The sequence below is a fragment of the Halomonas sp. C10-5 genome (genome assembly GCF_057169305.1).
In genome coordinates this window covers 3,316,209-3,342,112 of record NZ_CP175665.1, presented here as the reverse complement: position 1 = coordinate 3,342,112, position 25,904 = coordinate 3,316,209, and the positions used below count along the sequence as shown (strand labels likewise).

Genomic DNA, 25,904 nt, shown 5'->3' with positions numbered 1-25,904 from the left:
ATTTATTTGCTCGCTACCAGGCGCGACACAGCATGATGTCGCAGTGGGGCTCGGCCAGCAGCGACTCGGTGATCTGGCTGTGGCGACCCAGCTGGCCGCGGCTGCCCAGCGCCAGCAGGTCGGGCGGCTGGCGACGCAGGCGGTTCATCAGCACCTCCAGGGGCGCGCCCTGCTCCAGCACCAGTTCCACCTCGGGCACGTCGTCGAGCTCGGCCATCAGGCGTTCCACCTCGGCCTCCAGCTGGCTCTGCAGGCGTGCCACCTCGCGGTCGCGCCAGCGGGCGAAGTCGCCGCGGGAGCCAAGCTCGCGTTCACCGGGGATATCCCAGGCGTGGAGCAAGGTCAGGCGGGTGTCGGGGAAGCGGCGCAGGGTCTCGCGCAGGGTGTGGCGTGAGGTGAGCGAGAAGTCCATGGGCAGCAGGATCTCTTCCCAGCCCTGACTGGCGGTGTGGCTCACCGAGAGCACCGGGCAGGGGGCGCTGCGCAGCACCCGGGCCAGGGTGGTGCCGGCCACCAGATCGGGTTGGCCGCGCTTGCGGTGGGCCCCCAGCACGATCATGTCCACCTCGCGTTCGTGGGCCTCGCGGATGATCTCGGCATAGGGGTTACCGGTGACCGTCTGCATCAGCACCCGCGGCTCGGGCAGGGCGTAGTCCTCGCGGATATCGGTGAGGGTTGCCTGCATGTCGGCTACCACGGCCTCTTCCAGGTCGTGGAGCACGCGGCGTGGCAGGTAGGGGTCGAGCACGTGGATGACATCGAGACGCGCGCCCTGCTCGGCAGCCAGGCGAACCGCCCTGGCGAAGGCGGCGCGGTTCTCGGCCGAAAGGTCGCAGGCGAACAGCAGGGTCGGGGTCATGACGGCTCCTCGGCATGGTGCCACGGCGGTGTAGACCTTCAGCATGGGAGGCGCCGGCCGGGCCTGCAAGGCGGGATGCGCGAAAGGCCGCTACCACCAGGCGTGGAAGTGGTGCACCGGCCCGTGGCCGTGCCCCACATCCAGCCGCCGGCTGGCGGCCAGCGCCGACTCCAGCCAGTGCTTGGCCGCGGCCACCGCCTCCTCGAGGGCATCGCCCCGGGCGAGACGCGCGGCGATCGCCGAGGAGAGGGTGCAGCCGGTCCCGTGCAAGTTGGCGGTGTCGACCCGCGCCCCCTCGACCCAGCTGGCCGCCTCGGCGGTGATCAGCAGGTCGGGGCACGCCTCGCCGTGCAGGTGGCCGCCCTTGAGCAGGGTGGCCCCGGCGCCCAGCTCACGCAGCGCCGGGGCCATCGCCAGCATGCCGGCGCGGTCGGTCGGCGCCGGGGTGTCCAGCAGCACCGCCGCCTCGGGTAGGTTGGGGGTCACCAGGTCGGCCAGCGGCACCAGCACCTCGCGTACCGCGCGGATGCCGGCGTCGTCCACCAGGATATCGCCGCTCTTGGCCACCATCACCGGGTCGAGTACCACCCAGCGCGGCCGGCGTCGTGCCAGGGCGTCGCGGATCACCTCGGCGACCTCGCGGCTGGCGACCATGCCGATCTTGACGGCATCGATGCGCACGTCCGCAAGCAGGGTCTCGAGCTGGACGGCGATGAAGTCGGCGGGCACCGGGTGTACCCCAGCCACGCCGCGGGTGTTCTGGGCGGTCAGCGCGGTGATCACGCTGGTAGCATAGGCGCCCAGTGCCGAGAAGGTCTTGAGGTCGGCCTGGATGCCGGCGCCGCCACTGGGATCGGAGCCGGCGATGGTCAGGGCGTTGGGAATCGTGTCGGGGAGGGTCATCGCGGTCATGTCTTCATGGGATCAACGGAACTGCATCAGCCTACTGCAGGGGCGGAGGGTGCTGCCATGCTGAGTCTCTTCCTGGTGGCCCTGGCCAGCGCCACCCTGCTGCCCGGTGGCTCCGAGGTATGGCTGGCCCGGCAGTGGTGTCTGGAACAGCCCGCTCTGGCCCTGTGGGCGGTGGCCACCGCCGGCAACACCCTGGGGAGCCTGGTCAACGTGGCCCTGGGCCGCTATGCGCGCCATTTCCAGGGGCGTCGCTGGTTTCCCGCCTCGCCGGCGAGCCTGGCGCGGGCCGAGCGTTGGTACCTCCGCTTCGGCGAGTGGAGCCTGCTGGCCTCCTGGGTGCCGGTGGTGGGCGACCCGCTCACCGTGCTGGCCGGCCTCTTCCGGCTGCCCTGGTGGCGGGCCATCCTGCTGATCGGCGTGGCCAAGGCGGCGCGCTATGCGCTGGTGCTGTGGCTTGCCGAGGCGTGGCTGGCGCCGCTCTGCCAGTAGCTCGCCGCGCGTGGCTAGAGCACCCCAGGCAGCCAGGTGGCCAGCCCCGGGAACAGCGCCAGCGCCCCCAGCATGCCGAGCTGGATCAGGATGAAGGGGATTACCCCGCGGTAGATCGCCGAGGTGGGTACCGACTCGGGCGTCACCCCACGCAGGTAGAAGAGCGCGAAGCCGAAGGGCGGTGTCAGGAACGAGGTCTGCAGGTTCACCGCGATCATGATGCCCAGCCAGATGGGGTCGAGCCCCATGGCCAGCAGCACCGGGCCGACGATGGGCACCACCACGAAGGTGATCTCGATGAAGTCGAGGATGAAGCCGAGCAGGAAGATCACCAGCATCACCACCAGGGTGGCGCCCACCACGCCGCCGGGCAGTGCCTCGAACAGCTCGATGACCAGCTCCTCGCCACCGAAGGCGCGGAACACCAGCGAGAAGAGCGCGGCGCCGATCAGGATCAGGAACACCATGCTGGTGACCTGGGCGGTGGAGTGAACCACCTCGCGCAGCATGCGAAGGTTCAGACGGCGGTTGGTCAGGGCCAGCAGGAAGGCGCCGGCGGCGCCCACCGCCGAGGCCTCGGTAGGCGTGGCGAAGCCGCCGAGGATCGAGCCCAGCACGGCCACGATCAGCAGCACTGGCGGCAGCAGCCCCTTGAGCAGCAGTGGCCAGAGGCTGCCGCGGTGGCCGAGCTCCTCCATCAGCGCCTGGCGATCCACCGGCGGGGCCAGGCTGGGGCGCAGCCAGGCAGTCAGGATCACATACAGGATATAGGTGGCCACCAGCAGCACGCCCGGGACGAGCGCGCCGATGAAGAGGTCGCCCACCGAGAGGGTCTTGGGGCTCCATACACCCATCGCCAGCTGGGCCTGCTGGTAGGCGTTGGAGAGCACGTCGCCGAGCAGCACGAGGGCGATGGAGGGCGGGATGATCTGGCCCAGGGTACCAGTGGCACAGATGGTGCCGGTGGCCAGCGAGGCAGAGTAGCCGCGCTTGAGCATGGTGGGCAGTGACAGCAGCCCCATGGTCACCACGGTGGCGCCGACGATGCCGGTGGAGGCCGCCAGCAGCATGCCGACCATCACCACGGCGATGCCCAGCCCGCCGCGCAGCGAGCCGAAGGCCAGGGCCATGGCGTCGAGCAGGGTCTCGGCGACCCGTGACTTCTCCAGCAGCACCCCCATCAGCACGAACAGCGGCACCGCCAGCAGGGTCTGGTTGGTCATGATGCCGTAGAGGCGGTTGGGCATGGCGCTGAGGTAGCCCGCCTCGAAGGGGACGGGAATCCCCAGGTGGGTAAGCGCAAAGCCCATACCGGCGAAGATCAGGGCGGTGCCCGCCAGCGACAGTGCCACCGGATAGCCCAGCATCAGCACGCCGCAGATGGTGGCGAAGAGCACCAGGGGCATCAGTTCGAGCAGCGTGGCCAGCATCACAGCTTCTCCTCGTGGGTCGGCGATTCGGAGGAGAGGCGGCCCTTGAGGATCAGCGTCTGGCGGATCAGCTGGGCGATGCCCTGCAGCAGCAGCAGCGCCGCCATCACCAGGATCAGGCTCTTGAGCAGGAACACCGCGGGGATGCCCCCATCCGGAGAGCGCTCGAGGATCGCCCAGCTGCTGCCAACGTAGCCGAGGCTGCCGAGCAGGATATACAGGGTCACCGGAATCAGCAGGAAGAGGGTGCCGAACAGGTCGGTGGCGGCACGGCCCCGGGGCGAGCGCTTGCGATAGAAGATGTCGACGCGCACGTGGCCGTCATGGTGCAGGGTCCAGGCGGCCCCGAGCATGAACACCATGGCGTGCATGTACATCACCGACTCCTGCAGGGCGATGCTGTGGACGCCGAAGATGTAACGCATCACCACGATGGCGAACTGCACCGCCATCATGGCGAGTACCAGCCAGGCGGTGGCGCGGCCGACAAGGTCGGTCACGGCGTCGAGGCCCCTCAGCAGGCCCAGGTGGCGAGGGTGGGGCATGTCTCCTCCGCTGCCAGTTGATCCGGAGGCGCATCTTCGCCGATTCCCCGGCCAGCGTCACCTATCCGCGGCCAACGCGGTCACTCCTGGTGGTCCTTGAGGCGTGGGGTGAGGGCCTGCAGGCAGGCCTCCGGCAGGCGAATATCCACGGCAATCGGCAGGTGGTCGGAGAACAGGTGGTCGAGCACGCGAACCTCGTCGGCCTCCAGGGAATTGGAGAGCAGGATATGGTCCAGGGCACGGCGCGGCTGCCAGGAGGGGTAGCTCAAGGGGGGGCGTACCGGGTGCAGCGGCAGGGAGGCGCAGAAGCGCTGGTGGCCGTGGAGCTGCTCCGGGGTACAGTTGAGGTCACCCATCACCACCACATGGCGCAATGGCTGGATGATCTCGGAGAGATAGTCGAGCTGGCGCACCCGGCCGCGATGGCTCAGCGCCAGGTGGGCGACGAACAGATGAAGCGCGTCGGGGCCCTCGCCGAAGCGGGCGTGGATGGCGCCGCGTCCGGGTAGCGTGCCGGGGAGCTGGTGCTCCTCGATGCGGGCGGGAGGGAGTCGCGACAGCAGGCCGTTGCTGTGCTGGGCGATGCGGCCCAGATTGCGATTGAGCTGCTGAAAGTGATGGGGGAAGCCGCCATGGGTGGCCAGGTACTCCACCTGGTTGACCTGGCCGGAGCGGAAGCTGCCACCGTCGGCCTCCTGGAGGCCGACGATGTCGAAGCGCCCCAGCACCTCGCTGACCATGTCCAGGCGGTGCTGTCGCCGGGGGTGAGGCAGCAGGTGCTGCCAGCTGCGGGTCAGGTAGTGGTGGTAGGCCGAGGTCTGGATGCCCACCTGCAGGTTGAAGGTGAGCAGCTTGAGATGGCCACCCTCAAGGGGCGGCATCCTTGCCTCGGCCAGGTGAGACATCTCAGTCTTCACGCTCCTCGCGGACCTTCCCGACCAGCGCTTCGGCGATCTGCGGCATGTTGGCCAGGCTGCCGGCGCTGCTCGGGCTGACCAGGTAGCGGCCATCGACGATCAGTGCCGGGACGCCCATCAGGCGCATCTTGCGCATGCGGGAGTTGGCCTGGTTGACCTGGCTCTTCACCGCGAAGGAGCCCAGCGCCTGCTGTGCCTCCTCCTCGCTCACGCCGTAGTCGCTGAAGAACTCGGCGATCTCGGCATTCCCGGTTAGGCTGCGGCCCCCCTCGTGAATGGCGTGGAAGAAGTCGTCATGAATGGCGTCGAGGATGCCCAGCTCCTCGGCGGCGTAGAAGGCGAGGGCGTGCTGGTTCCAGTCGCCGCCCATGGTGGCCGGCATACGCTGGAAGCTGACGTCGTCGGGAAGCTCGGCGACCCAGGCGTTGAGCGGCTCCTCGAGGTTGTAGCAGTGGGGGCAGCCGTACCAGAAGGCCTCGGTGACCTCGATCTGGCCCTCGTCCACGCGGGTCTCCACCGGCTCGGGCAGCACCTCGTAGTGCTCACCCTCGACCAGGTTCTGGGCCGAGGCCAGGCCCGGCAGGGCGAGGCCGGCGAGCACGAGCATCAGGGGTTTCAACATGGGCATCTCTCTCCTTGGGATGAATCGCGTCCCGGCGAGCCGGGTGTCGCTGCCTTTGAGCGTGTCGTCGGGCTCGGGTTCCCCGCGCGCGCTACAGCAAATATGCCAGGGGCGGCCCGAAGGCCGCCCCGACTGTGTGCAAGTGCGCTGACCGAGACGGCCTCAGTGCAGGCCCAGCACGTAGTTGGCCACGGCCTCCATGTCGGCATCACTCATCTTGGCGGCGATGTCGCGCATTATGTTGGCGGGATCATTGGCGCGGTTGCCGGCGGCGAAGTCCTGCAGGGTGGCCAGGGTGTACTCGGGATGCTGGCCGGAGAGCGCCGGATAGACGGCGGTACCGATGCCCTGGCCGGTCGGCGTATGGCAGGCGGCGCAGGCCGGGATGCCCTTGGCCATGTCGCCGGCACGGTAGAGTTCGCGACCGCGCTCGACCAGCAGCTCGTCGGGATCCGCCTGGCCCAGGGCCGCGTCCTTGTCGGCATAGAACTTGGCCACGTCCCAGGCATCCTGGTCGGAGAAGTTGTCGACCTGGCCGGCCATCTCCGGCACCACGCGGTTGCCGTCGCGGATGTCCATGATCTGCTTGGCCAGGTAGGAGGCCTGCTGACCCGCCAGGTTGGGGAAGGCGCCGGTGGGACTGATGCCCTCCTGGCCGTGACATGCCGCACAGGCGGCGGCCTTGTCGCGACCCGCTGCCGCATCGGCATCGGCCTCGAGGTCTGCGTGGGCGGCGCCGACGGCGCCCATGGTGATTGCCAGGCTTGCCAGTAACTTTCTCATCGCTAATCCACTATGCCGTTACGTTGTTGACCGGTACGTACCCTGGGTGTCGCCCGGATCGCGACGCCGGCCAGCCTATGGGTTATCGAGCGGGCCAATCGCGGACGTCGTGGGCGCGGTGGTACACTAGCGTGCCCCGGGTCGCAGACAAAAGACACTGTATTATACCGAATCACCCCGCCGGCGGGAATGCAAGCCGCCAGGCCCTTGATCAATGTCAGGAATTCTTGCCCATGGCGCGACTCAACTACCAGACCGCCCGCTTTCTTATCAGCGCTCCGACCCTGGCCAAGTGCCCGGCGGACGACGGTGCCGAGGTGGCCTTCGCCGGCCGCTCGAATGCGGGGAAATCAAGCGCAATCAATACCTTGACTCGACAGAATGCGCTGGCGCGGATCTCCAAGACGCCCGGGCGGACTCAGCTGATCAACTTCTTCTCGCTGGGTGACAACCTCGACCGGCGCCTGGTGGACCTGCCCGGCTATGGATACGCCAAGGTGCCCGAGTCGGTCAAGCTGGAGTGGCAGCGCCACCTCTCCGACTACCTGCAGCGCCGCGCCTCGCTCAGGGGTCTGGTGCTGGTGATGGATGTGCGCCACCCGCTATCCGAGTTCGACCAGACCATGCTCGGCTGGGCCGATGCCCAGGAGATGCCGGTGCATATCCTGTTGACCAAGGCCGACAAGCTCAAGCGCGGCCCCGCGGCGAGCGCCCTGCAGCAGGTGCGCTCGCGGCTGCGCGAGTGGGAGGATCTGGTGAGCATCCAGCTCTTCTCGTCGCTCAAGGGGCAGGGCATCGAGGAGCTCGAGGCGCGCCTCGACGGCTGGCTGCTCGAGTCATCTGCTGATGATTGAACAGGGTTCTCGGCGCCCCTTGGCCTTCTCTATCCACTGAATCAGCTCCGGCAGCTCGCGCACATGCGCCAGGCGGTGGATGCCCTGGGGCAGCGGGCGGTCGTCGGGGCCGATCCACGCCGCCCGCATGCCCAGGCGACGGGCGGGCAGGGCATCCTCCTCCCAGGAGTCGCCCACGTGGAGTGCTCGCGCGGGGTGTACGCCCAGGCGTGACAGCGCCAGCAGGAAGGGGCGCGGGTCGGGCTTGGGGGCGAGCAGCTCACCGGCGGCGACGGCCACCGGGAAGTGGCGGCCCAGCGGCAGGCGCGTGACCTCGACGTTGCCGTTGGTGATACTGGCCAGCCGAAAGCGCCGGCCCAGCGCCTCGAGCAGCGTCTCCACCTCGGGGTGCGGTTCCACCTCGTGCCTGAGCGCCATGAAATGCTCCATGGCCCGGTCCGCCCAGTGTTCGGCGTGGTCATGCGTCAGCCCATACTCCCCCAGCAGCTCGGCCAGCGCCCGTCGGCGCAGCCAGGTGAAGTCGCCGCGGCGTGGCGGATGGGCGGTGGCCAGGGCCTGGCGGCGCGCCACGAAGGCCTCCAGCGGGAAGCGCGCGGCGAAGCGGCCGCTGGAGGCCTCGGCCGCCTGCTCGGCCAGCGCCGCGTCGAGCCAGGCGTAGTGGCCCTGCTCGGTGCGTGTCATCACGCCGCCGTTGTCCCACAGGGTGTCGTCCAGGTCGAAGGTGATCGCCTCGAGGCTCATGTCGGGGTCTCGTCGTTGTGTCGACGCCGCGCCCGGGGGTGGGCGGCATCGTAGCTGGCCGCCAGGTGCTGCCAGTCGAGGTGGGTATAGACCTGGGTGGTGGAGAGGTTGGCGTGGCCCAGCAGCTCCTGGACGGCGCGCAGGTCCTGGCTCGACTCCAGCAGGTGGCTGGCGAAGGAGTGGCGCAGGCGGTGGGGGTGGAGGTGTTCGTCGAGCCCGCGGCGCCGGGCGATCAGCGCCAGGCGCTGCTGGATGGCGCGATGACCCAGCCGGGTACCGCGCTTGCCCACGAACAGGGCGGTCTCGCCGGGGGCGGCCATGGCCGCGCGCACACCGGTCCAGGCCTGCAGCGCCTGGCGGGCACGCGATCCCACCGGAACCTGGCGCGGCTTGCCGCCCTTGCCCAGCACCCGTACCCGCTCGTCGCGCAGGTCGTCGAGGTCGAGCCCCGCCAGCTCCGCCAGGCGCAGGCCGCTGGAGTAGAAGAGTTCGAGCATCGCCTGGTCGCGCACCGCCAGGGGGGAGCCGTCGTGGGGCGTATCCAGGAAGTTCGCCAGGCGATCCACGTCCACCGGGCGTGGCAGGTGGCGGGGCTGACGCGGGCTGCGCACCAGTGCCACCGGGTTGTGGTCGAGGTGGCCCGCGGCGAGCAGGTGGTCGGCCAGGCGCGAGCAGGCCGAGCGACGCCGGGCCAGGCTGCGTGGCGCCAGGCCCCGGGCCCGCTCGCCGCCCAGGAAGCGGCGCATCACGCCGGCATCCAGCTGGCGCCATGCCGTCACCTCCTGCTCCTCCAGGAAGTCGAGCAGGCGGGCCAGGTCGCGCCGGTAGGCGTCCAGGGTGGCGGGGCTGGCGGTGCGCGCGAGCCTGGCCAGGAAGGCCTCCACCTCGGCGGCGAGCGGTCCGGGGCTAGGCATGCTCGGGGCCGAGGCGTATCAGCAGCCGCGCCACCACGTCGCCCACATATTCGGTGAACAGGGTGTCCATGCTGGCCCGGAAGTGGTCGGGATCGGGGCTGGCCAGCACCAGGTACCCCAGCGGCTCGCCCAGGCTCAGCCGGGTGATGGCACAGGAACCCGAGCGGCGCGGTGCGCTGGTGTGAGGCAGCAGGCGCTTCCAGTCGGTGGGTGTCAGTCGGGTACAGCGGCTGGTGCGGCCGTCGAGCAGCGCCGCCAGGCGTGACCCGGCATGCTCGTCGAGCACCTGGCGCGGGGCCTGGGGCGGGTGCGGCTCGGCATCGGAGAGGCTGGCCGGGCACCACAGCGCCACCGCGGGCGTGGCGAAGTGCTCGGCGAGGTGGGTGGCCAGCGCCTGCCCCAGGGCATCGCGGTCCTGGGCCTCCACCAGCGCCAGCACCAGCTCACGGGTGCGCCGGTACTGGGCCTCGTTGTGACGCGCCGACTCCAGCAGCTGCTCCAGACGCCATTCGGCCTGCTCGGCGCGGGTCCTCAGGTCGTGGACCAGGCGCTCGAGCAGCGAGGTGGCGCCGCGCGCCTCGGGGTGGGGCACCTTGAGCTGCTGCAGCAGGCCTTCGCGGCCGACGAAGAAGTCGGGATGGGTGGCCAGCCATTCGGCGACCCGGTCCGGGTCGAGGGTCTTGCGCGGTTCTGGGGCGGCTCGTGACATGCCATCTCCTCGCGGGGTCGCGGAATCGGGTTAGCTCTCTCAGTAAAGCACCAGGCGGCCATCGAAGACGCGCTCGGCGGGGCCGGTCATGAACAGGGAGTGGCCAGGGCCGGCCCATTCGATGGTCAGCTCGCCCCCCGGCAGATGCACGTTGACCGGGCTCTCCAGCACCCCCTGGCGGATGCCGCTGGCCACCGCGGCGCAGGCGCCGGTGCCGCAGGCCAGGGTCTCGCCGCTGCCCCGCTCGTAGACGCGCAGGCGGATCTCGTGCGCCGATACGACCTGCATGAAGCCGGCATTGACGCGCCTCGGGAAGCGCGGGTGGGCCTCGATGGCCGGCCCCAGACGCTCGACGGGAGCCGTGTCGACGTCGTCGACCCGCAGCACCGCATGGGGGTTGCCCATGGAGACCACACCCACCTCGAGGCGTTCGCCGTCGACGTCCAGGGCGTGCAGTACGCGGTCCTCGGTCGCCTCGAAGGGCAGGGCCTCGGGGGCGAAGCGCGGCTCGCCCATGTCGACCCGGATACGGCCGTCGTCCTCCACCTTCAGCACCAGGGGGCCGCCGGCGGTCTCCACGTGGATCTCGCGCTTGTGGGTGAGGCGTTGGTCGCGCACGAAGCGGGCGAAGCAGCGCGCGCCATTGCCGCAGTTCTCCACCTCGCTGCCGTCGGCGTTGTAGATGCGATAGCGGAAGTCCATGTCCGGGTCTCGGGGCGGCTCGACCACCAGCAGCTGGTCGAAGCCGACACCGAAGCGACGGTCGGCCAGGCGGCGCACCTGGGTGTCGGTGAAGTGGGCGCGCTGGGTCACCAGGTCGACCATCATGAAGTCGTTGCCGAGGCCATGCATCTTGGTGAAGTGCAGCAGCATCAGCGCGCTCCCTCCGGCAGCGTCTCTTCCGGCAGCAGGGACTCACCCGCCCACAGGTCCTCGAGGCGTTCGCGACGACGCACCAGGTGGGCCTGGTCGCCATCCACCATCACCTCGGCGGGGCGCGGGCGGCTGTTGTAGTTGGAGGCCATCACGAAGCCATAGGCCCCGGCGGAGCGCACCGCCAGCAGGTCGCCGGGGGCGATGGCAAGCTCACGCTCCTTGCCCAGGAAGTCACCGGTCTCGCAGACCGGGCCTACCACGTCGTAGGTGGCGCTCTGCCGCGCATGGCGCGTGTCCACCGGCAGGATCGCTTGCCATGCCTGATAGAGCGCGGGACGGATCAGGTCATTCATGGCGGCGTCGACGATGGCAAAGTTCTTGGTCTCGCCGGGCTTGAGGAACTCCACCCGGGTCAGCAGCACCCCGGCATTGGCGGCGATGGAGCGGCCCGGCTCGAAGAGTAGGGTCAGGCGCTCGCTGCCGGGCCAGCTCGAGAGCCGCTCGAGCAGGGCGGTGGCGTAATCGAAGGGCGCCGGCGGATGCTCATCGCGGTAGGGCACGCCGAGGCCGCCGCCCAGGTCCAGGTGCTCCACCTCGATGCCGCGCTCGCGCAGGGTCTCGAGCAGCACCAGCAGGCGGTCCAGGGCGTCCAGGAAGGGCGAGAGCTCGGTGAGCTGGGAACCGATATGACAGTCCAGGCCGGTGATGCGCACGTTGGGGAGCGCGGCGGCCAGCTCGTAGACCGCCAGCGCCTCGTCCACTGGGATGCCGAACTTGTTGTCCTTGAGCCCGGTGGAGATATAGGGGTGGGTGCCGGCGTCGACGTCCGGATTGACCCGCAGCGACACCGGGGCGACCTTGCCGAGCCGCCCGGCCACGGCGTCGAGACGCTCGAGCTCGGGGCGCGACTCCACATTGAAGCACTTGATGCCCACCTCCAGCGCCCGGGCCATCTCGGCCTCCTGCTTGGCCACGCCGGAAAACACCACCCTGGCCGGGTCGCCGCCGGCGGCCAGCACCCGCTCCAGTTCGCCCATCGAGACGATGTCGAAGCCGGCGCCCAGGCGGGCCAGCAGCCCCAGCACCGCCAGATTGGAGTTGGCCTTGACCGCATAGCAGATCAGGTGTGGATGGCTGCCCAGCGCCTCGGTGTAGGCGCGGAAGTGGCGCGCCAGGGTGGCCTTGGAGTAGACGTAGCAGGGCGTGCCGAACTCCTCGGCGATGCGTGTCAGCGGGACCTCCTCGCCATAGAGCACGCCGTCGTGGTAGTTGAAGTGGTCCATGGCTACTCCTCGCTCTCCCGGGGTTTGCTGCCCTCGCGCTCGGCGTCGTCGCCCGCGGCGCTTTCCTCTTCGCTCTGCGCGGCCTCGCGGGGGCCGTACTGCTCGGCGGCCTGCTCGTCATCGGGCAGATAGAGCGGGCCCTTCTGGCCACAGCCGGCGAGCCCCAGGGCCAGGAGCAGCGCCAGACCGAGCGCCGGGGCGGCACGTCGGGCCATCAGGCACCTCCTGTCAGGGCAGCGAGGGCCTCGCGGGCCCGCTGGGCGGCGGCGCGCACCTGGTCGGGGGCGGTGCCGCCGATATGGTTGCGGGCGGCTACCGAGCCCTCCAGGGTCAGCACCTCGAAGACGTCCTGCTCGATGGTGTCGGAGAACTGCCGAAGCTCGTCGAGGGTCATCTCGGAGAGGTCCTTGCCTTCGCGGATGCCGAAGGCCACCGACTCGCCGACGATCTCGTGGGCGTCGCGGAAGGCCACCCCCTTGCGCACCAGGTAGTCGGCCAGGTCAGTGGCGGTGGAGAAGCCGCGGCGGGCCGCCTCGGCCATGCTGGCCTTCTTCGGCTCGATGGCGGGGATCATGTCGGCGAAGGCCTTGAGGCAGTCCTTGACCGTGTCCACGGCGTCGAACAGCGGCTCCTTGTCCTCTTGGTTGTCCTTGTTGTAGGCCAGCGGCTGGGACTTCATCAGGGTCAGCAGGCCCATGAGGTGGCCGTAAACGCGGCCGGACTTGCCGCGCACCAGCTCGGGCACGTCGGGGTTCTTCTTCTGCGGCATGATCGAGGAGCCGGTGCAGAAGCGGTCGGGCAGGTCGATGAAGTCGAACTGGGCACTGGTCCACAGGACCAGCTCCTCGCTCATCCGTGACATGTGCATCAGCAGCAGGCTGGCGAAGGCGGTGAACTCGATGGCGAAGTCGCGATCGCTGACCGCGTCGAGACTGTTCTCGGCGGGACGCTCGAAGCCCAGCAACTCGGCGGTGACATGCCGGTCGATGGGGTAGGTGGTGCCGGCCAGCGCCGCCGCACCCAGCGGCATCACGTTGACGCGCTTGCGGCAGTCGAGCAGCCGTTCGTGATCGCGGGCCAGCATCTCCTGCCAGGCCAGCAGGTGGTGGCCGAAGGTCACCGGCTGGGCGGTCTGCAGGTGGGTGAAGCCCGGCATGATGGTGTCGGCCTCGCGGTCGGCGAGCTCGATCAGCCCTTCGCGCAGGCGGGCCAGCTCCATGGCCACCTGGTCGATCTCGTCGCGCAGGAAGAGGCGGATATCGGTGGCCACCTGGTCGTTGCGCGAGCGACCGGTATGCAGCTTCTTGCCGGTGATGCCGATCTTCGCGGTCAGGCGTGCCTCGATGTTCATGTGCACGTCCTCTAGCTCCACGGACCACGGGAACTCGCCGCGCTCGATCTCGCCGCGCACCTCGTCGAGCCCCGCGATGATGGCGTCACGCTCGGCCTCCTCGAGTACGCCAACCCGGGCCAGCATGGTGGCATGGGCGATAGAGCCCTGGATGTCGTGGAAGGCCAGGCGGCGGTCGAAGGCCTCCGAGGCGGTGAAGCGGGCGACGAAGGCGTCGGTGGGCTCGCTGAAGCGGCCCCCCCAGGACTGGTTGGTGCCGGGGCTGGAAGAGTTCGAGGTCATCGGCTTGGGATCCTGCATGACGGGTTGCGGTTGGCTGGGGGCGAGGGCCCCCCGCGGCCGCCGGTCTCGCGGCGGCAGGCTCGACATGGCAGGAGTGTACCAGAGTCGCCGAGGCAGGCGAGGGGCGCCTGGCCGCCCGGGGCGTGGATTTTTCCTCCTTGGCCGCGTGCTTTATGATGAGGGTAACCGTGCGTCACGCATGCCAACTTCACCGGGTGTCGGCGCTGGCTCGCCGCCAGCGAGGAAACCGGTACAGGGAGAACTTCGTGCAAGCCATCACCAAGCTGCGTATCGCCACGCGCAAGAGTCAACTGGCCATGTGGCAGGCCGAACATGTCCGCGATCGTCTGCTGGCCCTCCATCCCGGCCTCGAAGTGGAGCTGGTGGCCATGTCCACCCGCGGTGACAAGATCCTCGACACGCCGCTGGCCAAGGTGGGCGGCAAGGGGCTCTTCGTGAAGGAGCTCGAGGAGTCGATGCTCGACGGCCGCGCCGATATCGCCGTGCACTCCATGAAGGATGTGCCCATGCACTTCCCCGAGGGGCTTGGCCTCTCGGTGATCCTGGCCGGCGCCGAGGCCACCGATGCCTTCGTCTCCAACCACTACGCCAGCTTCGATGAGCTGCCCGAGGGGGCCCGAGTGGGCACCTCCAGCCTGCGTCGCGGCCTGCAGGTCAAGGAGGCGCGCCCGGACCTGGAGATCCTCAGCCTGCGTGGCAACGTCCAGACCCGGCTGGGCAAGCTCGATGACGGCGAGTTCGATGCCATCATCCTGGCCACCTCCGGCCTGCGTCGCCTGGAGCTGGACGCGCGCATCGCCCAGGAGCTGCCGCCCGAGGTGTGCCTGCCGGCCTGTGGCCAGGGCGCCTTGGGCATCGAGTGTCGCCTCCACGACCCCGAGCTGATCAACCTGCTGGCGCCGCTGGATGATCCCGATACCGCCACCCGGGTGCGCGCCGAGCGCGCCATGAACACCCGCCTCGAGGGGGGCTGCCAAGTACCCATCGGCGGCCACGCGGTATTCGAGAACGATGGCCAGACCCTGTGGCTGCGCGCCCTGGTGGGCACCCCGGATGGTGCCAGGGTGCTGCGCGCCGAGGGGCGCGGCTCGATCCATGAGCCCGAGGCGCTGGGTATTCGCGTCGCCGAGGAGCTGCTGGAGATGGGCGCCGGGGAGATTCTCGCCGAGGTCTACGGCGCCGGCTGATGGATATGCAGCCGCCGGTGGTGATCACGCGTCCCGGTGAGCGTGGTGCCGTGCTCGCCGCAGCCATCGAGGCGCGCGGCCTGCCGGTGGCGCGCCTCGAGGCGATGCGCGTCGAGGCATTGCCCGAGACCCCCGAGCAGCGCGCCGCCTGGCTCGACTTCGACCACTTCCGGCGCGTGGTGGTGGTCAGCCCCTTCGCCGCGGAGTGCCTCGCCGAGGCGCTGGACCGCTACTGGCCCCAACTGCCACTGGGCATCGACTACTACGCCGTGGGGGCGGCTACCGCCGCCGTCCTGCATGAGCGGCTCGGGGTGCGCGTCCATGTGCCGCCGACGGTCGCCGGCGAGGATACCAGCGAGGCGCTGCTGACCCTGGGCTCCCTGCGCGCGCTGCACGACGAGAAGATCCTGCTGGTGGCCGGCGAGGGCGGGCGCACCCTGCTGGCCGAGACGCTCACCGAGCGCGGTGCCCGGGTGACCCGCTTGGCCGTCTACCGACGCACCCTCCAGCCCCCCGCGCCGGCCATGGCCGACTGCCTCGCGGCAGGCAACTTCCGTGCCCTGGTGGTGAGTAGCGGAGAAATCCTCGAATATCTGGCAAGATGGTGTTCAGGCGCCGCCTTGAACCAACCGCTAATCGTATCCAGCGCCCGGTTGGCTACACTGGCCGGCAAGCTGGGGTTTCGCGACTCCGTGGTGGCGCGTGGCGCCACCCCGATGGCGCTGGCGGCGGCCGTGGCCGATGCCTGTGACCCGCAGGAAGCCGATGTCGATCAAGACGATCTCGAAAAGGGCTAGCGACAAGATGAGCAAGCAACCACACGAGCAGGAAGAACAGAAGGCGTCTGACGGCGCACAGTCGGCGACCTCGGGAGACGAGGCAAGCAGGGGCAACGCCTCCGGCAGACGTCGTTCGCGCCGGCACGACAAGCCCAGCCAGGGCGGCGGCACCGCCAGGAACGAGGCCACCAAGCCCGCCCAGAGCCAGGCGCAGGCCGAGTCGTCGACAGCCGGTCAGTCCTCGGGCGGCAAGCAGGAGGCCGACAAGCCGGCCGACCAGAAGGCCACCGACCAGAAGGGCGCTGCAAGCAGGCCGACGCCGGCGAAGCCCGCCGCCGACAAGGCCGAATCGACCCCGTCCCAGGCTGGCAAGTCCCAGCCGGGCGGGAGTGGTGGCAAGCCCGGCACGCCCGCCGCTGGTGGCGGCGATGGCAAGGGGGGCAAGGCCGGCATGGTGGCGATCGTGCTGGTCATCCTGCTGGCCATCGCCGCCGCGCTGTTCGGCTGGCAGGCCTGGCAGAAGCTGGATGCCCAGCAGGCGCGCATCGCCGAACTGGAGTCCCAGACCAGCCAGTCCGCCACCGCCAGCGATCTGGACCAGCTGCAGTCACGCTTCGAGGAGGCCGAGGGCGAGCGCCAGGCGGCCCTCGAGGAGGCCGTGGCCTCCCTCGAGAGCGACTTCAGCGACTACCGTGGCGAGGTCGACGAGACCCTCGACCGGGTGCTGGCCGAGCTCGCAAGCGAGCAGGAGACCGACGAGCGCGACTGGCTGCATGCCGAGGCCGCCTACCTGCTGCGCCTGGCCAACCAGCGCCTGCAGCTGGAGCGTGATGTTCAGGGTGCCGCGGCGCTGCTGCGCACCGCCGATGCGCGCCTGAAGGAGGCCGACAACCCGGCGCTGGTACCGGTGCGCCGCGAGATCGCCAGCGAGCTCTCCGCCCTGGAGGCGGTGCCGCAAGTGGATCGCACCGGCCTGTGGCTGGCGCTCAACGCCCAGCAGGAGCAGATCGCCGGACGTCCGCTCTCCCAGGACATCGACGAGATCACCGCCAGCTCCGGCATGCAGGAGGCGCCCAGCGGCTCCTGGCAGCAGCAGCTGTCGAGCTTCGGCCAGGAGCTCAAGGACCTGGTCACGGTTCGCAAGCATGACGAGGCACTGGAGGCGCTGATCTCGCCCGAGCAGGAGTCCTACCTGCGCCAGAGCGTGCGCCTGGTGATCGAGCAGGCCCAGCTGGCCCTGCTCAAGGAAGAGGAGGAGCTCTTCGAGGCCAGCCTGGAGAAGGCGATCACCCTGATCGAAGGCTACTACGACACTGATGACAGCGGCGTGCAGTCGGTCCTCGCGCGGCTGGGTGAGCTGAAGGGCGAGGCGGTTCGTCCCGAGCTGCCCGATATCAGCGGCTCCCAGCAGGCCCTGGCCGAATTCATCGAGCGCCGCTTCGAGTCGCGCCAGGGAGATGAGGCATGAGAAAGCTGATACTGATCATCGTCCTGGGCCTGGCCATCGGTGCGCTGTTCGGGCAGCTGATGATGTCGGTGCCCGGCTACTGGCTGGTGCGAGTGGGTGACACCTCCTTCCAGACCTCCTTCTGGTTTGGCCTGGTGCTGCTGCTGGCGGCCTTCCTGGTGCTGCACTTCGCGCTGCGCCTGCTGATGCGCCTGTCTCGCCCGGTGTCGCGCTTCAAGGTGTGGAACAGCCGCTCGCGCAACCGCACTGCCATGAAGCGCACCGTGCGCGGCCTGGTGGCGCTGGCCGAGGGGCGCTGGAAGAAGGCCGAGAAGTCGCTGGTCAAGGCGGCGGACGACTCCAGCACCCCGCTGGTCAACTACCTCTCCGCGGCGCTGGCGGCCCACTATCAGGGGCGCTTCGACCAGGCCGATACCCTGCTCAAGCGGGCCCATCTCAGCACCGAGGGCGCCGATACCGCGGTGGGCATGATGCAGGCCCAGCTGATGCTCGACCGTCAGCAGTACGAGGAGGCGCTGGCCATCCTGACCCGCCTCGACCGCCAGCTGCCCAACCACCCCCAGGTGCTCAAGCAGCTCAAGCAGGCCTACCTCAGCGTCAGCGACTGGGATGGCCTGCGCCGCCTGATGCCGCGCCTAGGCGCCCAGCAGCTGATCTCCCGCGAGGAGCGCGACCAGCTCGAGCGGCGCGCCTACCGCGAGCTGATCGTGCGCGAGGCTCGCGAGGGCAGCGACATCGAGACGGTGCGCAGCCTGTGGGCGGACATGCCCGACCACTTGCGTGGCGATGTCGAACTGATCGTGCTCTATGCCGAAGCGCTGGTGCGCGGCGGCCAGGAGCCCATCGCCGAGCGGCTGCTGCGCCACTCCCTCAAGGAGAGCTGGGACAGCCGCCTGGTGCTGCGCTACGGCCTGCTCGACGTGGATGCCTCGCGTCAGCTGGTCACCGCCGAGAAGTGGCTGCAGGAGCGGCCCAACGATCCCGACCTGCTGCTCACCCTGGGTCGCCTGGCGCTGCGCAATGCCTACTGGGGCAAGGCCCAGGAATACTTCGAGGCGAGCCAGCGCCAGCGCCCGAGCGGTGTGGTGTGTGCCGAGCTGGCACGACTCTTTGCCAACCTGGGCGAGCACCAGAAGAGCCAGCTCTACTACCGCCAGAGCGTGGAGCTTCTCGACAAGTCGTTGCCCTCCCTGCCCCAGCCCAGCGAGGACAAGGACGTGCTTGGAGAGGGCAAGGAGGCGAAGAAGGCTTCCTGACGGCAGCCTGATTCTTTCCAACACTCGACCTCACCACACCACTCCAGGGGGCGCTTCGGCGCCCCTTTCGTGTATCCGGGGCAGAAACAAAAACAGCGAGGCCGCCCGAAGGCGGCCTCGCTGCGTGGTGCGGCTGAGTCGTCGGGCTCAGGGCTCGTCGGGCTCGTCCACGTCGTCACCGCTGGGCTTCTCGTGCTCCGGGTTGCTGATCTGCTGGCCACTCCCGGTACTGGTCGTCTTGCCCGACTTGTTCGGGGTATAGCGGTCATCTGTGATCTGCTTGCCCGACTTGGGCTGACCCGCGGGGCTGCCGTCGATGGTGAAGTCCTGCTGCATGACGCGCAGATTGGCAGGCGGTGCCGAGCCGGCCTTGTCCTGGCCGAAGTAGAGGGTGGTGTGCGGGAAGGGGATCTCGATGCCGGCCTCGTCGAAGCGCAGCTTGACCAGGCGGTTGTAGGCACGCCCCACCGCCCACTGGTCGCCGGGGGTGGTCTTGATGATCACCCGGATATTCACCGAGCTGTCGGCCAGGGCGATGACGCCGGCCACATCGAGCGGCGCCAGCAGCTTGTGGCCATGCTCGTCGCTGGCCTTGAGGTCCTCGAAGGCCACCTTGAGCTGCTCGATCGCTTCGTCGATATTCTCGCGGTAGGCGATGCCGTACTCGCCCACGTGGTTGCCGAACTCGCGCATGTAGTTGGAGACGGTGTCCACGCTGGAGAAGGGCACCACGTGGTAGGTGCCGGAGAGGTCGCGGATGCCTACCGAGCGGATACTGAGCTTCTCGGCGGTACCGGTGACGCCGCCCACCGTGACCACGTCGCCGGTGTTCATGGCGTTCTCCACCTGGATGAAGATGCCGGTGATGATGTCCTGCACCAGCTTCTGGGCGCCGAAACCGATGGCCAGGCCCAGCACACCGGCACCGGCGATCAGCGGCCCGATATTGATGCCGATCTCGGCCAGCACGATCATCGCCGTCATGGTGATCAGGGCGATGGCCAGGGCATTGCGGAACAGCGAGAGCAGGGTCTGGGCACGCGCCGAGGGCACGCCGCCGCCGGTCTCGGGGTTGAGCTTGTGCTCGATCAGGCTGGCCAGCGCCAGCCAGACCATGACCGCGATGGCCAGGATCATCGCCACGCTGACCAGCTTGCCGACCAGGCCCCGTCCCGCTTCGGAGGCGTACCAGGCCGCCAGGTCAAAGGCGCCCCAGGCGTTGAGCACCACCATCACCACCAGCACCACGATCACCGTGCGGATGACCCGTAGGGCGTTGGGCACGTAGCTGTTGAGGCGTGGCTCGAGGAGCGGCAGCTTGCGGCGCAGGTCGTCGGAAAGGCGGATGCGCCGGCCGATGGTCTGGGTCAGGAAGCTGGAGGCCAGCAGCCCCACCACCACCGCGGCGATGGTCTTGAGGGTGGCGAAGAGCACGTAGGGCAGGGCGTCGGCGGGGCGCGTCAGGGTCAAGACCAGGACCATGACGAAGTAGGCCAGGGCGAACAGGTGCCAGGTGCGCGCGAACAGCTGCAGCGAGACCCGGCTGGCCGCCATGGTGGCCTGGCTGGCCTTGGCGTTGATGGCGTCGCGCAGGCGCTTGCGGTTCTTGAGCACCACCACCACGGCATAGAGGAAGGCGCCGATCATGATCAGGGTGCCCAGGCCCTGGCCTACTGCCGGTGACACGTAGGCGTTGACCAGAGGCACCACCACCATCAGCCCGTAGCCCACCAGGCCAATCAGCCGGGCGATCCAGCGGTTCCAGTAGGAGGCCTCGTCGGAGCCGATGGGCAGCAGCCGCAGCCCCTCGTAGCGGGAGGCAAACAACATGCGCACCCCGGCCTTGAGCAGCTCGATCACCAGGAAGGCGTTGAGGAACAGCGAGGCACGGGTGGAGAGCTCACCGGTCTCGCCGATGGCGAAGGTGGCGATCAGGTTGCCACCCAGGTAGGCGAAGGCCACGATCAGGACGTCCACCACGGCGGCCAGGGCCACGCAGATGATCAGGCGCAGGATCGGGGTCAGCCCGCTGCCGTTGAGCGACCACTGGCTGATGCCGGTGAACAGCGGCCGAGCCAGGCGACGGACGACAGCGAACACCACGAAGGTCGCCAGGATGACCAGGCCCAGGTTGATAGCGGCGCTGGTGAAGGCCGCCATGTTGAAGGTGCTCTCCAGGTCACTGGCGAACATGCCGCCGATGGCGGAAGCGATGGCGTCGAACTGCTGGCCGATGTCGCCGGCGACGCGGCTGGTCAACTCCGCCAGCTGACGCGGCAGGGAGGGCTCGGCGGCGGCTTCCTCGGCGGGGGCCGATTCGGCCACGTCGCCGGCCATGCCACGCAACTGGTCGATCAGCTCCTGGCGGGTCTGTTCATTCTCGAGCAGGTCGGCCAGGGTGGAGTAGGCTGGCGGTTCTCCGCCGCCGCTCTCTTGCTGCGCCTGGGCAGGACCCGCCAGCGCCAGCAGGACAAGCAGCAGCCAGCCGAGCATCAGGGGTAGGACTCGCTTGGGGTTCACGCGGTGACCTCCGTCTCTTGGCGTGTGGGGCGATGAGGTGTCAGGTCGACATGATACGGGCTTTGCCGTGAGGCCACGACCCCGGGGCCTGTCACGGCACATACATGTACATTAATTGTACATCCTGATCTGTTTGTGCCATCTTTGTCCTGTCGGCGGCGCCTCCTGCCGTCGGCGCGGCAAGCATGCGATACTCTTTCGCCACCCTCGGGTGGCGTTTTTCGTTTCAGGGAGACGGTCAGGCATGCTGGAACTGCTGTCGGTACTGCTCGGCGGGGCGCTGGGAGGCATGGTGCGCCTGGCTCTCGGCAACGCCGTGGGCCGGCAGCTGGGAGCCCATCTGCCCTGGGGTACCCTGGCGGTCAACCTGAGTGGCGCCCTGGCCATGGGGATGCTGGCCGGTGTGCTCGGCCTCCCCGCCCCGGGGGTGTCGAACACCGCCTGGTCCCTGCTCGCCATCGGCCTGCTGGGCGGCTACACCACGGTGTCGTCGCTCAGCCTGCAGGCTGTGACGCTGTGGCAGCAGGGCCGCGAGACGGCGGCCATCGGCTACATGGCGATGACCCTGGTCGCCGGGCTCGCCGCCCTGGCGCTGGGTTTCTGGCTGACGGGAGGCCTGGCATGAGTGCCTGGCGGGCCTACGCCGCAGTCGGCCTGGGCAGCGGGCTGGGCAGCGTGCTGCGCTATCAGCTCGGCGCATGGCTGGCGACCCCCGACTTTCCCTGGGCGACCCTGGCGGTAAATCTGGTGGGGTCTGGGCTGATCGCGCTGTTCGCCGCCTACGCTGCGGGCCGTGCCCATGGCCGGGTGGCACGCTGGCAGCCCTTCCTGGTCGCCGGCTTCTGTGGCGGTTTCACCACCTTCTCGCTGTTCGGCCTCGAGACCCTGGCGATGCTCAGCCAGGGACGCTCCGTGACGGCCCTGGGCTATGTGGCACTGAGCCTGGTGGCCTGGCTCGGCGCTGCCTGGGCCGGCCATCATGCTGGGCAGAGATTGGCCACGCGGCGCGCCTAGTCCGGCAGGTGCCAGGCAGTCGGGCAGGCGTCGGAGGGGAAGAGCCGCTGGGCGGTGGTGAGGCTGCATTGCTCGGCGACGACCGGCATGTCGCCGCTCAGCTCCTGCAGCAGGCCGTCGCCGGGGTGGCGGATGGTCAACAGGGTCAGCCCCTCCCGGCACTCGACCCGGTAGTCCCCTTGCAGGTCGGCGAGCAGCGCGGCGCACTTGGCGGCATCGTCATTGATGGCCAGTCTCAGGCGCATCGCCTCGCACGCGAGGTAGTTGGCGTGCAGGCCATGGCGGGCCAGGCCGCCGAGCACCTCGCCCAGGCACGCCTCGTCCATGAAGCGGAAGTCCGCGGGGCTGATGTCGAGCAGGCGCTGGTCGTCGCGCAGGATGCAGGCGGGCTGGCGGTCGCCGTCGCCGGGCTCCGGGCCGATGCGGCTGGGGGTGGCTCCGGGCTCGAGGAAGGAGCGCACGGTGAGCGGGATCGCCTTGCGCTGCAGCGGGGCCAGGGTGCGGGGGTGGATCACCTTGGCCGTGCCAGCTCTGCTCCACCGCCTCAGCGTAGCTCAGGCGCTCGAGCTGGCGGGCGTTGTCGAAGCGCCCGGGGTCGGCGTTGAACAAAAATCTGCCGCATTCTGCGATTCATTCTCCGAATGAATCGACAGTTAAGGCAGAGCAAGGCGTCAGCCTTGCAGGTATAGCTGGATAGATATATAGTTAATTCATGGCCATTATTCGCTCCGACACCCTCACCCTTCAGGTCACCGGCGCCGATCAAAAACAGGCGTTGGCGAATACGCTCGCGCTGTATCGGCGGCTGGTGCGCGATCTGATGACCGTCGCCTATACCCACTGGCCAGCGGTGGGGGCAACGCAGGGCAATGAAGCGGTAAAGGTCATTGAGGCGCTGATTCACCCAACGGCTAAACGACCGCACGTTCGCTACACGTACTTTGCCAAACGCTACTACAAGTTCCCTTCGTATCTCCGGCGTGTGGCGCTGATGGATGCGGTCGGCCAGGTGCGTTCCTTCGTCACGCGGTTCGATCAGTGGCGATGTGGCCAGCGCAAGCACCCGCACGCCAAACCACCGCGCCTAACGGCCAGCACGAAAACCTTCCCCAGCCTTTACGGCAGCCAGTGTGCCAAGCTCAACACCGATGCCAGCCATGCCTTTATCAAGGTGCATTGGCAGAATGACTGGATTTGGATGGGATTTGGGCTGAAAGGCACCTGCCGGTTTCGAGGGAAAGGCAAGGCCAAGTCGCCACTGTTAACCACTACTGGGCGGCAGTGGCAGCTATCGTTGCCTGAGCAATTCGAGCCACCGAAGCCGGTAAAAGGTGCTCCTGAGCGGGTGTTAGCGGTGGATGTAGGCATTAATACGGCGGCCACCTGGGCGGTGGTCGATACTCAAGGCACTGTCCATGCGCGCGGCTTTATCTCGCGCACAGATAAAGACCGGGAGTATCGGCTGATGGCCCGCATTCGCCAGACCGCCAAAAAGCACGCGCGGCACGGAAGCCGGCTGTCGCCCGGCTTCTGCCGCCGCGACCACCAACGGCTAACCCATCTGGCAGACAATCAAGCCCACCAGATCAGTCGGCAGTTGGTCAACTTAGCGCTCGACCATCATTGCCAGGCGATTGCAGTCGAAAACCTGAAGGGCTGGCGACCCAAAGCGGGTAAAAAACGGACACCGATGAAGGCGCGGTTTCACCGCTGGTTTCATCGCCAGCTCGTAACACGCATTGGCAGCAAGGCCGTCGAAGTGGGGCTGCGTTGTGTCGCGATCTATGCCCGTGGTACGTCCAGCCAAGCGTTTGATGGCTCAGGACGGGTAAAACGAGATAAGGACAACTACAGCCAATGCACGTTTTCAACCAAGAAGCGCTATCACGCCGATCTGAATGCTGCTTACAACATCGCCGCCCGCGGCCATGTACTTTTCCAGGGAGGTCAGCGTAAGCCGACCGCCCGTATGAGATCGCAAACGCCGACTCATACACCGCGAGCCCCGGTCACGCTCTCCACGCTTTGGCCACAAAGCGCGTGAGAGTGATAAGAATCCGCGATTCTATTCTTTGAATGAATCGTCGGAGGGTTCAAGACCCCGGTGACGTCCTTCCAGATGGTCAGGCCCGGCGCATCCAGGCAGTGGGCGAGGATGGCGGCGCTGAAGTCGGAGCCCTCGCGCCCCAGGGTGGTCATGGCACCCTCCGGGGTGGCGCCTATAAAGCCCTGGGTCAGCAGCAGCGCCTCCTCCCGGGCGGCCAGTGAGCGCAGGCGGTCGCAGATCTTGCTCCAGTCGATCCCGGCGGCCTGGTGGCGGTCGTCGGTGACGATCAGCTCCCGGGCGTCACACCAGCGGGTGGGAAGGCCGATCTCGTTGAGCCAGGCAGCCACCAGGGTGGTGGAGAGCAGTTCGCCGAAGCCCACGGTCTGGTCGTAATGAAAGGCGAAGGGCGCCTCCCGGTGGGTGCGGTGGGCGATGTCGAGGGCCTCGAGCAGCCGCTTCAGGTTCGCCGCGGTGGCGGAGTCGGCACCGAACAGTGTCTGGGCCATGCCGAGGTGATCGTCACGGATTGCCGCCAGCCGCTCCTGGTAGGCGCCGCGTTGGTCGCCGCGGGCGGCCTCGAGCAGCGCCTCCAGGGCGTTGGTGGTCTTGCCCATCGCCGAGACGACCAGGGCGCGAGGATGCAGGTCGTGGTGGGACAGCAGCTCGCCGAGGCGGCGGATGGCCGCGGCGTCCTTTATCGAGGCGCCGCCGAACTTGTAGATCTCGGACATCACGGGCTCCCTGTGGCAGTGGCTTTCCCTCACCATAGAGCCCGCGGGGGGAGTGGTGAAGGGGCAGGCGTTCCGCGCCCACCCTGAACCATCACGAAAAAGCCCCCGTGAGGGGGCTTCGCGAGGCCGGCGGCAGGGCAGGGAGGCTCAGCTCAGCCGCTGCATATAGTCCACATAGCCGAAGGTCCTGACCGTGCGCACCTGGCGGCTCGCCTCGTCGATCCGGCAGATCGACGGCAGGCGGATGCCGTTGAAGGTGGTGGTCTTGACCATGGTGTAGTGGGCCATGTCGGTGAACACCAGGCGGTCGCCGATCTGCAGGGGCGCGTCGAAGGAGTAGTCGCCGATCACGTCGCCGGCCAGGCAGGTCTGGCCCCCCAGGCGGTAAGTGTGGCCCTTCTCGTTCGGCTTGCCGCCGCCGATGATGTGCGGGCGGTAGGGCATCTCCAGCACGTCGGGCATATGCGCCGTGGCGGAGGTGTCGAGGATGGCGATGGGGCCGTCATTCTCGACGATATCCAGCACCGTGCATACCAGGTAGCCGGTATTCAGGGCGATCGCCTCGCCCGGCTCGAGGTAGACCTCGAGATGCGGATGGCGAGCCTTGAAGTCGCGGATCACCCGCACCAGCCGCTCGACGTCGTAGTCGTCACGGGTGATATGGTGGCCACCGCCGAAGTTGACCCACTTCAGGCCGGCGAGATGCTGGCCGAACTTCGCCTCGAAGGCCACCAGGGTCGACTCCAGGTCGTCGCTGTTCTGCTCGCACAGGGTATGGAAGTGCAGCCCCTCGAGCCCTTCCATCACCTCCGACGTCAGGTCCGCTGCCCGGGTGCCGAGCCGCGAGCCCGGCGCGCAGGGGTCGTAGAGAGGCACGTCGCCCGTGGAGTGCTCGGGGTTGACCCGCAGGCCGCAGGAGACCCGGCGGGGCGCCGCCGTGATCGTCTCGCGGAAGTGTTGCCACTGGCCCGGGGAGTTGAAGCTGAGGTGGTCGGCGTAGTGCAGCACCACCCGCATCTCCTCCTCGGTGAAGGCCGGCGAGTAGCAGTGCACCTCGCCGCCGAAGGTCTCGGCGCCCAGGCGTGCCTCGTCCTGGCCGCTGGCCGTGGTGCCCACCAGGTACTGGCGTACCAGCGGAAAGGTGTCCCACATGGCGAAGCCCTTCAGGGCCAGCAGGATCTTCGCCCCGCTGCGCTTCTGGACCTCGCCGAGGCGCTCCAGGTTGCGGCGTAGCAGGGCGTCATCCACCACATAGGCCGGGGAGGGGCAGGCCTGGACGTTAAAGCCCAGGCCCTGCTCGCGTGCGTTCGCCAT

General features: G+C 68.6%; 26 protein-coding genes and 1 pseudogene. 9 read left to right on the top strand and 18 right to left on the bottom strand.

The annotated features are described in order from the left end of the window. Nucleotides 1-13: 13 nt before the first annotated feature. Together ACJ7IV_RS15710 and thiD are read right to left on the bottom strand one after the other, a co-directional pair. Nucleotides 14-859: a universal stress protein gene (locus ACJ7IV_RS15710; RefSeq protein ID WP_483865163.1), complete on the bottom strand. Its 846-nt coding sequence runs from the start codon at nt 857-859 to the stop codon at nt 14-16. A gap of 90 nt (nt 860-949) precedes the next feature. Continuing rightward, nucleotides 950-1,762 carry a bifunctional hydroxymethylpyrimidine kinase/phosphomethylpyrimidine kinase gene (thiD, locus tag ACJ7IV_RS15705; RefSeq protein ID WP_483865162.1) on the bottom strand — a complete coding sequence of 271 codons (813 nt, stop codon included), beginning with the start codon at nt 1,760-1,762 and terminating at the stop codon, nt 950-952. Nucleotides 1,763-1,828: 66 nt separating this feature from the next. Between thiD and ACJ7IV_RS15700 the strand changes: the two genes are divergently transcribed. Next, nucleotides 1,829-2,260: a YqaA family protein gene (locus tag ACJ7IV_RS15700; RefSeq protein ID WP_483865161.1), complete on the top strand. Its 432-nt coding sequence runs from the start codon at nt 1,829-1,831 to the stop codon at nt 2,258-2,260. A gap of 14 nt (nt 2,261-2,274) precedes the next feature. Here the strand turns inward: ACJ7IV_RS15700 and ACJ7IV_RS15695 are convergent, their stop codons facing one another. From ACJ7IV_RS15695 to ACJ7IV_RS15675, 5 genes are all read right to left on the bottom strand, one after another. Beyond that, nucleotides 2,275-3,690, bottom strand: a complete 1,416-nt coding sequence (locus ACJ7IV_RS15695; protein WP_483865160.1) for a TRAP transporter large permease — start codon at nt 3,688-3,690, stop codon at nt 2,275-2,277. After that, entirely contained in the window at nt 3,690-4,235 is a 546-nt protein-coding gene (locus tag ACJ7IV_RS15690) for a TRAP transporter small permease subunit (protein WP_483865159.1), read from the bottom strand. The genes ACJ7IV_RS15695 and ACJ7IV_RS15690 overlap by 1 nt, the downstream gene beginning before the upstream one ends. Before the next feature lie 80 nt (nt 4,236-4,315). Continuing rightward, a complete protein-coding gene (locus tag ACJ7IV_RS15685; protein ID WP_483865158.1) occupies nt 4,316-5,116 on the bottom strand; it encodes an endonuclease/exonuclease/phosphatase family protein in 801 nt (266 codons plus the stop codon). A gap of 25 nt (nt 5,117-5,141) precedes the next feature. After that, nucleotides 5,142-5,774: a thiol:disulfide interchange protein DsbA/DsbL gene (locus tag ACJ7IV_RS15680; RefSeq protein ID WP_483865157.1), complete on the bottom strand. Its 633-nt coding sequence runs from the start codon at nt 5,772-5,774 to the stop codon at nt 5,142-5,144. A 162-nt stretch (nt 5,775-5,936) separates the two neighbouring features. Then, entirely contained in the window at nt 5,937-6,557 is a 621-nt protein-coding gene (locus ACJ7IV_RS15675) for a c-type cytochrome (RefSeq protein WP_282040572.1), read from the bottom strand. A 233-nt stretch (nt 6,558-6,790) separates the two neighbouring features. On the opposite strand from ACJ7IV_RS15675, the gene yihA reads away from it, so the two are divergent. Continuing rightward, a complete protein-coding gene (yihA, locus tag ACJ7IV_RS15670) occupies nt 6,791-7,411 on the top strand; it encodes a ribosome biogenesis GTP-binding protein YihA/YsxC (RefSeq protein WP_483865156.1) in 621 nt (206 codons plus the stop codon). Here yihA and ACJ7IV_RS15665 read toward each other — a convergent pair. From ACJ7IV_RS15665 to argH, 7 genes and pseudogenes are all read right to left on the bottom strand, one after another. Then, nucleotides 7,394-8,152 carry an HAD family hydrolase gene (locus tag ACJ7IV_RS15665; protein ID WP_483865155.1) on the bottom strand — a complete coding sequence of 253 codons (759 nt, stop codon included), beginning with the start codon at nt 8,150-8,152 and terminating at the stop codon, nt 7,394-7,396. The genes yihA and ACJ7IV_RS15665 overlap by 18 nt on opposite strands. Continuing rightward, on the bottom strand, nt 8,149-9,066 hold the full coding sequence (locus ACJ7IV_RS15660; RefSeq protein ID WP_483865154.1) for a tyrosine recombinase XerC: 918 nt from the start codon (nt 9,064-9,066) through the stop codon (nt 8,149-8,151). The genes ACJ7IV_RS15665 and ACJ7IV_RS15660 overlap by 4 nt, the downstream gene beginning before the upstream one ends. After that, the gene (locus ACJ7IV_RS15655) at nt 9,059-9,775 is read right to left on the bottom strand and encodes a DUF484 family protein (RefSeq protein ID WP_232912162.1); all 717 of its coding nucleotides are present in this window, start codon (nt 9,773-9,775) and stop codon (nt 9,059-9,061) included. The genes ACJ7IV_RS15660 and ACJ7IV_RS15655 overlap by 8 nt, the downstream gene beginning before the upstream one ends. Nucleotides 9,776-9,814: 39 nt before the next feature. After that, entirely contained in the window at nt 9,815-10,648 is an 834-nt protein-coding gene (gene dapF, locus ACJ7IV_RS15650; protein ID WP_483865153.1) for a diaminopimelate epimerase, read from the bottom strand. After that, on the bottom strand, nt 10,648-11,934 hold the full coding sequence (gene lysA / locus ACJ7IV_RS15645; protein ID WP_483865152.1) for a diaminopimelate decarboxylase: 1,287 nt from the start codon (nt 11,932-11,934) through the stop codon (nt 10,648-10,650). The genes dapF and lysA overlap by 1 nt, the downstream gene beginning before the upstream one ends. Nucleotides 11,935-12,032: 98 nt before the next feature. Further along, a pseudogene (lptM, locus tag ACJ7IV_RS15640) lies at nt 12,033-12,149 on the bottom strand (LPS translocon maturation chaperone LptM); the annotation flags it as partial. Beyond that, entirely contained in the window at nt 12,149-13,567 is a 1,419-nt protein-coding gene (gene argH, locus ACJ7IV_RS15635) for an argininosuccinate lyase (RefSeq protein WP_161431822.1), read from the bottom strand. The pseudogene lptM and the gene argH, both read right to left, overlap by 1 nt. Nucleotides 13,568-13,833: 266 nt before the next feature. Here argH and hemC point away from each other — a divergent pair, with 266 nt between their 5' ends. Genes hemC through ACJ7IV_RS15615 form a run of 4 tightly spaced genes read left to right on the top strand, consistent with a single transcriptional unit; the run spans nt 13,834 to nt 18,278 of the window. After that, nucleotides 13,834-14,775 carry a hydroxymethylbilane synthase gene (hemC, locus tag ACJ7IV_RS15630; RefSeq protein ID WP_161431821.1) on the top strand — a complete coding sequence of 314 codons (942 nt, stop codon included), beginning with the start codon at nt 13,834-13,836 and terminating at the stop codon, nt 14,773-14,775. 5 nt (nt 14,776-14,780) lie between these two features. Next, nucleotides 14,781-15,572 carry a uroporphyrinogen-III synthase gene (locus tag ACJ7IV_RS15625; RefSeq protein ID WP_483866604.1) on the top strand — a complete coding sequence of 264 codons (792 nt, stop codon included), beginning with the start codon at nt 14,781-14,783 and terminating at the stop codon, nt 15,570-15,572. 7 nt (nt 15,573-15,579) lie between these two features. After that, nucleotides 15,580-17,022: a uroporphyrinogen-III C-methyltransferase gene (locus ACJ7IV_RS15620; RefSeq protein ID WP_483865151.1), complete on the top strand. Its 1,443-nt coding sequence runs from the start codon at nt 15,580-15,582 to the stop codon at nt 17,020-17,022. Next, nucleotides 17,019-18,278, top strand: a complete 1,260-nt coding sequence (locus ACJ7IV_RS15615; RefSeq protein ID WP_161431819.1) for a heme biosynthesis HemY N-terminal domain-containing protein — start codon at nt 17,019-17,021, stop codon at nt 18,276-18,278. Before ACJ7IV_RS15620 ends, ACJ7IV_RS15615 begins: the two co-directional genes overlap by 4 nt. Nucleotides 18,279-18,425: 147 nt before the next feature. Here ACJ7IV_RS15615 and ybiO read toward each other — a convergent pair whose 3' ends face one another. Continuing rightward, complete coding sequence (gene ybiO / locus ACJ7IV_RS15610; protein WP_483865150.1) at nt 18,426-20,798, bottom strand: mechanosensitive channel protein; 2,373 nt, start codon at nt 20,796-20,798, stop codon at nt 18,426-18,428. A gap of 244 nt (nt 20,799-21,042) precedes the next feature. On the opposite strand from ybiO, the gene ACJ7IV_RS15605 reads away from it, so the two are divergent. Then, the gene (locus tag ACJ7IV_RS15605; protein ID WP_483865149.1) at nt 21,043-21,423 is read left to right on the top strand and encodes a fluoride efflux transporter FluC; all 381 of its coding nucleotides are present in this window, start codon (nt 21,043-21,045) and stop codon (nt 21,421-21,423) included. Continuing rightward, entirely contained in the window at nt 21,420-21,812 is a 393-nt protein-coding gene (locus ACJ7IV_RS15600) for a fluoride efflux transporter FluC (RefSeq protein WP_483865148.1), read from the top strand. The genes ACJ7IV_RS15605 and ACJ7IV_RS15600 overlap by 4 nt, the downstream gene beginning before the upstream one ends. On the opposite strand, the gene ACJ7IV_RS15595 is transcribed toward ACJ7IV_RS15600, so the two are convergent. Further along, nucleotides 21,809-22,327, bottom strand: coding sequence for a hypothetical protein (locus tag ACJ7IV_RS15595; RefSeq protein ID WP_483865147.1), 519 nt, complete (start codon nt 22,325-22,327; stop codon nt 21,809-21,811). The genes ACJ7IV_RS15600 and ACJ7IV_RS15595 overlap by 4 nt on opposite strands. A 197-nt stretch (nt 22,328-22,524) precedes the next feature. On the opposite strand from ACJ7IV_RS15595, the gene ACJ7IV_RS15590 reads away from it, so the two are divergent. Continuing rightward, the gene (locus tag ACJ7IV_RS15590) at nt 22,525-23,856 is read left to right on the top strand and encodes an IS200/IS605 family accessory protein TnpB-related protein (protein WP_483865146.1); all 1,332 of its coding nucleotides are present in this window, start codon (nt 22,525-22,527) and stop codon (nt 23,854-23,856) included. Here the strand turns inward: ACJ7IV_RS15590 and ACJ7IV_RS15585 are convergent. After that, the gene (locus ACJ7IV_RS15585) at nt 23,802-24,590 is read right to left on the bottom strand and encodes an amino acid kinase family protein (RefSeq protein ID WP_483865145.1); all 789 of its coding nucleotides are present in this window, start codon (nt 24,588-24,590) and stop codon (nt 23,802-23,804) included. The genes ACJ7IV_RS15590 and ACJ7IV_RS15585 overlap by 55 nt on opposite strands. Before the next feature lie 147 nt (nt 24,591-24,737). After that, complete coding sequence (gene nspC / locus ACJ7IV_RS15580) at nt 24,738-25,904, bottom strand: carboxynorspermidine decarboxylase (protein ID WP_483865144.1); 1,167 nt, start codon at nt 25,902-25,904, stop codon at nt 24,738-24,740.

Bases quoted from the DNA above. Each gene is read 5' to 3' on its own strand.
- ACJ7IV_RS15660 (WP_483865154.1), bottom strand. From the start codon at position 9,066: ATGCCTAGCCCCGGACCGCTCGCCGCCGAGGTGGAGGCCTTCCTGGCC.
- ACJ7IV_RS15665 (WP_483865155.1), bottom strand. From the start codon at position 8,152: ATGAGCCTCGAGGCGATCACCTTCGACCTGGACGACACCCTGTGGGAC.
- ACJ7IV_RS15695 (WP_483865160.1), bottom strand. From the start codon at position 3,690: ATGCTGGCCACGCTGCTCGAACTGATGCCCCTGGTGCTCTTCGCCACC.
- ACJ7IV_RS15600 (WP_483865148.1), top strand. From the start codon at position 21,420: ATGAGTGCCTGGCGGGCCTACGCCGCAGTCGGCCTGGGCAGCGGGCTG.
- ACJ7IV_RS15675 (WP_282040572.1), bottom strand. From the start codon at position 6,557: ATGAGAAAGTTACTGGCAAGCCTGGCAATCACCATGGGCGCCGTCGGC.
- dapF (WP_483865153.1), bottom strand. From the start codon at position 10,648: ATGCTGCTGCACTTCACCAAGATGCATGGCCTCGGCAACGACTTCATG.
- nspC (WP_483865144.1), bottom strand. From the start codon at position 25,904: ATGGCGAACGCACGCGAGCAGGGCCTGGGCTTTAACGTCCAGGCCTGC.
- ACJ7IV_RS15615 (WP_161431819.1), top strand. From the start codon at position 17,019: ATGAGAAAGCTGATACTGATCATCGTCCTGGGCCTGGCCATCGGTGCG.
- ACJ7IV_RS15685 (WP_483865158.1), bottom strand. From the start codon at position 5,116: ATGCCGCCCCTTGAGGGTGGCCATCTCAAGCTGCTCACCTTCAACCTG.
- ACJ7IV_RS15680 (WP_483865157.1), bottom strand. From the start codon at position 5,774: ATGTTGAAACCCCTGATGCTCGTGCTCGCCGGCCTCGCCCTGCCGGGC.
- ACJ7IV_RS15585 (WP_483865145.1), bottom strand. From the start codon at position 24,590: ATGTCCGAGATCTACAAGTTCGGCGGCGCCTCGATAAAGGACGCCGCG.
- ACJ7IV_RS15620 (WP_483865151.1), top strand. From the start codon at position 15,580: ATGAGCAAGCAACCACACGAGCAGGAAGAACAGAAGGCGTCTGACGGC.
- argH (WP_161431822.1), bottom strand. From the start codon at position 13,567: ATGACCTCGAACTCTTCCAGCCCCGGCACCAACCAGTCCTGGGGGGGC.
- ACJ7IV_RS15700 (WP_483865161.1), top strand. From the start codon at position 1,829: ATGCTGAGTCTCTTCCTGGTGGCCCTGGCCAGCGCCACCCTGCTGCCC.
- ACJ7IV_RS15590 (WP_483865146.1), top strand. From the start codon at position 22,525: ATGGCCATTATTCGCTCCGACACCCTCACCCTTCAGGTCACCGGCGCC.
- ACJ7IV_RS15655 (WP_232912162.1), bottom strand. From the start codon at position 9,775: ATGTCACGAGCCGCCCCAGAACCGCGCAAGACCCTCGACCCGGACCGG.
- ACJ7IV_RS15690 (WP_483865159.1), bottom strand. From the start codon at position 4,235: ATGCCCCACCCTCGCCACCTGGGCCTGCTGAGGGGCCTCGACGCCGTG.
- ACJ7IV_RS15605 (WP_483865149.1), top strand. From the start codon at position 21,043: ATGCTGGAACTGCTGTCGGTACTGCTCGGCGGGGCGCTGGGAGGCATG.
- ACJ7IV_RS15710 (WP_483865163.1), bottom strand. From the start codon at position 859: ATGACCCCGACCCTGCTGTTCGCCTGCGACCTTTCGGCCGAGAACCGC.
- yihA (WP_483865156.1), top strand. From the start codon at position 6,791: ATGGCGCGACTCAACTACCAGACCGCCCGCTTTCTTATCAGCGCTCCG.
- ACJ7IV_RS15625 (WP_483866604.1), top strand. From the start codon at position 14,781: ATGCAGCCGCCGGTGGTGATCACGCGTCCCGGTGAGCGTGGTGCCGTG.
- lysA (WP_483865152.1), bottom strand. From the start codon at position 11,934: ATGGACCACTTCAACTACCACGACGGCGTGCTCTATGGCGAGGAGGTC.
- thiD (WP_483865162.1), bottom strand. From the start codon at position 1,762: ATGACCCTCCCCGACACGATTCCCAACGCCCTGACCATCGCCGGCTCC.